This window comes from Kineococcus siccus, from assembly GCF_009906795.1.
In the GTDB taxonomy this organism is placed as follows: domain Bacteria; phylum Actinomycetota; class Actinomycetes; order Actinomycetales; family Kineococcaceae; genus Kineococcus; species Kineococcus siccus.
Window position 1 is genome coordinate 1 of record NZ_JAAALN010000291.1, and the last position, 4,119, is coordinate 4,119.

A 4,119-nucleotide genomic window follows, 5' to 3' on the forward strand; every position below is an offset into this window, starting at 1 on the left:
GGGGTTGGCAGGTGGCGGGTGCCGCGGATCCGTCCGGCGGGCGTGGGGGCGAGACCGGCGCGTGGCGGGCCGTGGGGGAGAGCGCCGTCGCCAAGCTGCTGGTGATGGCCGTCTCGGGCGCGGTGTCGGTGGTGTCCGTGCGCCTGGTGCTCGACCACTTCGGCGTCGCCGCCTACGCCCAGTACGGCCTCCTGGTGTCCCTGGCCTCCCTCCTGCCCTTCGCGGACCTCGGCATGGGCGCCGCGGTCATCAACAGCGTCGCGGCGTCCCGCTCCCCGGCCGACGACGCCGACGTCCGGCGCACGCTGGTCGGCGTCTTCCGGGTCATCGCCGCCTCGGGGTGCGTGATCATCGCGGCGGGTGCCGTGCTGACCGCGACGGGGGCGTGGCGGGCCGTGCTCGGTGAGGGGCTGCTCCCGGGGTCGGGGCCGGCCGCCGCGATGCTCTGCCTCGTCGTCTTCGTCCTGACCCTCCCGCTCGCGGTGGGACAGCGCATGCTCACGGCCCTCGGCCGCAACCACGTGCGGATCCTGCTGCAGGGCCTCGCGTCGCCGCTGTTCGCGACCACCGTGGTGGTGCTCGTCCTGTTGGGTGCGCAGGGCGGCGGCTACCTGGCCGTCTTCTCCTACGCCGGCGCCGCGGTCATCGCGGCCCTCGGCTCGGCGGTCGCGTTCCGCAGCCTGCGCGGGCTGCTCGGGCGCGTCCTGCGGGACCTGCCCCGGCTGCGCTCGGTCCGCGGCGCGCCGGTGCTCGCGGTCGCGGGGCCCTGGCTGGTCATCAGCCTGGCCCTGACCTTCGCCATGCACACCGACCGGCTGCTCCTGAGCCACCTGTCGTCGAGCACGGAGCTGGCCGAGTACAGCCTCGGCTGGTCGCTCTTCAGCCTGCTCTCGCAGACGATCAGCGCGGCCGGCGTCGCCCTCTGGCCGGGGTTCGCGCGCGCCCGCCGGGCCGGGCACGTGCGCTCGCCGTTCCGGATGGCGGCGGCCTTCTTCGGGGCGGGCGCCGTCACGGCGACCACGCTGGCGCTGCTGCTGCCCGTCGTCGTGCCGCTGGTCAGCGGCGGGGCCATCGGCGTCGACGCCTGGCTCACGTGGGCGCTCGTGGCGCTCGTGACCGTCCAGGCGGCCAACTACCCGCTCGGCATGTACATGACGGACGGGGCGGGGCTGCGCTTCCAGGTGCCGTTCGTCCTGACCCTGCTGCCCCTGAACCTCGGCGTCTCCTGGTGGCTGACCACGGTCCTGGGCGCCGGCGGTCCGGTCCTCGGGTCGGCCCTCGCCGTCGCCCTCTGCCAGCTGCTGCCGGGGATCTTCTACGTCCGGCGGGACCTGGCCCGGCGGCGTCGCGCGGCCGCCGGCCCCGCGCAACCCGGCGGCGACGGGTCCGGCCCCGCCGGCCGGGACGCGGTGCGGGCCTGATGCCCGCGCCACCGGTGCCGGGGCACCGGCCGCCGCGCCGCGCCCGCCTGTACCGCACCCTGCGCACGGCCCACCTGGAGCAGGCGCTCGAGCTGCCCCCCGCGACGATCGTCTACCGCGACCGCCGCTACGACTTCGACGAGGCGCTGGCGACCCGGCTGGACCTCGTCCGCGCCGGGCCCCTCGGCGCGGCCGCGCACCTCCTCCGGTCGGGGGTGACCGAGCTCGAGGTCAACGAGCCGCTCATGCGTCACGGCGTCCGCGGCACGGCCCTCGTCGTGCTGGTCCTGCGGACGCGCGAGCGGCTGGGGGGGCCGCGCGTCCGGGTCGTGACCTACGCGATCGAGAACCTCGACCCCGCCTCGGCGAGGCCCGCCTCCGCCCGGTCCCGGGCCGGCGCCCTGCTCGACCGCGCCCTCGCCCACCTCGTCTGGCGCTCGACGGACCGCGTCGCCTACGGCACCGAGGCCGCCCGCGACCTGTACCACCGCGTCCTGCCCCCCGTCCGGCCCGCCGGAGCCGAGGCGGTGGTGCTGTCGCTGCCGACGGCCTGCGCGTGTGCGCCCGAGGTCCGCGACCCGGCGGGCGTGGTCTTCGTCGGGGCGTTCTCGGAGCGCAAGGGACTGCCCCTGCTGCGCGCCGCGTGGCCCGCCGTGCGCGCCGCTCGGCCGGACGCGACGCTGACCGTGCTCGGCAAGGGCGCCCTCGAGGGCGAGGTGCGGACGTGGGCCGCGCAGGAGGCGTCCGTCCGCCTGCTGGTCGACCCCGACCGCGCCGAGATCCACCGACGGCTGCGCCGCGCCCAGGTCCTCGTGCTGGCCTCGCAACACCGTCCCGGGTGGCGCGAGCAGGTCGGGCTGCCGATCAAGGAGGCCCTGGCCCACGGCTGCTCGGTCGTGACGACGACGGAGACGGGGCTGGCGCCGTGGCTCGCGGCGCACGGTCACGCGGTGCTCCCCCCGGGCGGACGACCCGAGGACCTCGCGGCGGCCGTGGCCGAGCAGCTGCGCCGGCGGCGCCCGGCCGAGGAGGTCACGTCCGCCCTGCCCGCGCGCGACGGCCGCCTCGTCGCCGACGACTGGCTGTTCGCCCCGGCGGGCGCGCCTGCCGTCAGCGACGGCTGAACTCGACGACCTCGTCCAGGGGTCCGCGCCACGTCGAGCGCCGCTCGTACCCGGCGCTCGCGAGCAGCGCGTCGTCCCCGGGCGCCACGACGTCGCCCGGTCGTCGCAGGACCCAGATCGTCGACGGGCGCCCACCCTCCTCGAGGGCGTCGGCCAGGCTCCGGGAGGTGCCCGTCAGGTCCGCCGCCTGCACGGGGGAGCGCACCAGCGTGAGGTCGACGAGGTCGCGGAAGCACGCGGGGTAGGCGACCGCGACGCCGCGCGTGGTGAGGGTGGCGACGCCGTCCGTCGGCGGGCGCCGCGGGCCGAAGTACACGGCGTCCCCGGCCGTCGCGCGCGCGCACAGGTGCGCGGCCGCCTGCGCCCAGTCGGCCCCGCTCTTCGCGTGCGCCTCCCGCTGCGAGACGTAGACCGGCACGACGAGGACGAGCGCCGCGACGGCGGCGGCCCACCGGACCCGCCCGCGCAGCCGCGCCAGCCCCGCGGCCACCGCGATGGCGACGGCGGGGGCCGCGAAGGCGAAGTAGCGGGGGTTGTAGAGGGGCCCGACGAGGAGGGCGTAGACCCCGACCAGCGCCGTGGGCAGGACGATCCACGGCAGCAGCCAGACGGCGCGCTCGGTGCTCACCGCCCGGTCCTCGCGCCCCGGCACCAGCCCGCGCAGGACGAGGAGCCAGCACAGCGCGGCCAGGGCCACGGCCGCGGGCCGCCACCAGGTCCCGACGACGGACCCGGTGTCCAGCGCCGCCCCCGACGTGGCCGTCGGCGTCTCGCCCAGGAACCACTGGCTCACGACGGCACCCGTGAGCAGGTCGAGCCAGCCGAACGCCCGCTCGCCGAGCTGCCCGCTCTGCCGCTGCGCCAGGACGACGACGGGGGCCGACACCAGGAGGGCGCCGGCCGCGGCGCACGCCCACGCACCGCGGTCGCGCCAGGACGTCGTGCGGCGCAGCAGCAGGCTGACGCCGTGGCCGGCCAGCAGCAGGGCGAGGTAGATGTTGACCGCCACCCCCACGGCACCGCACGCGCCGTAGGCGAACCACAGCAGCGGCCGTCGCCCGCGCAGGGCGGCCAGGAGCAGCACCGTGCACCAGACCGCGACGGCCGTCGCCGCGGCGGACGGGCGGGCCTCGACCCCCGTCCACGTGACGCGCGGGAGCAGCGCGAAGACGGCCGCGGCGAGGACGGCGGTGCCGGGGTCGGAGGTCAGCCGCCGCGCCAGGTGGAGGACCCCGACGGCCGCGACACCGACTGCGAGGGCGCTGGGCAGGCGCACCGACACGGCCGACGACCCGAAGGCGCCGATCCAGAGGTGCATGAGGGCGTAGTAGAGGCCGTGCACCGCGTCGATCTCGAGCAGCAGGCGCCCCAGGTCGGCGACGCTGCGCCGGGCCGCGCCGATCGTCGCCGCCTCGTCGGTCCACAGCGACGGGACCCAGGACCCGGCGAAGGACACGGCCGCCGCCCCGGCGCCCACGGCGACGTCGAGGGCGACGGGCCACCGACGGCCGGGCGCGGGTGTGGCCGCGTCCCGCGCGGGGGCGGCCGGCGCCTGCGCGGGTCTCGGCACGGGG

General features: G+C 77.8%; 3 protein-coding genes. 2 read left to right on the plus strand and 1 reads right to left on the minus strand.

The features are described from left to right. Positions 1–1,421, plus strand: a 1,421-nt coding sequence (locus tag GTR02_RS20245; RefSeq protein WP_205709702.1) for an MATE family efflux transporter, incomplete at its 5' end; no start/stop codon positions are given. Then, on the plus strand, positions 1,421–2,545 hold the full coding sequence (locus tag GTR02_RS20250; protein ID WP_166609284.1) for a glycosyltransferase: 1,125 nt from the start codon (positions 1,421–1,423) through the stop codon (positions 2,543–2,545). The genes GTR02_RS20245 and GTR02_RS20250, both read left to right, overlap by 1 nt. Here GTR02_RS20250 and GTR02_RS20255 read toward each other — a convergent pair. Next, positions 2,532–4,119 (minus strand): glycosyltransferase family 39 protein (locus tag GTR02_RS20255; protein WP_166609285.1); only part of this gene is annotated, 1,588 nt, incomplete at its 5' end. The two genes, GTR02_RS20250 and GTR02_RS20255, sit on opposite strands and share 14 nt — an antisense overlap.

Coding starts and splice junctions, on each gene's coding strand:
- GTR02_RS20250 (WP_166609284.1), top strand. CDS start 1,421: ATGCCCGCGCCACCGGTGCCGGGGCACCGGCCGCCGCGCCGCGCCCGC.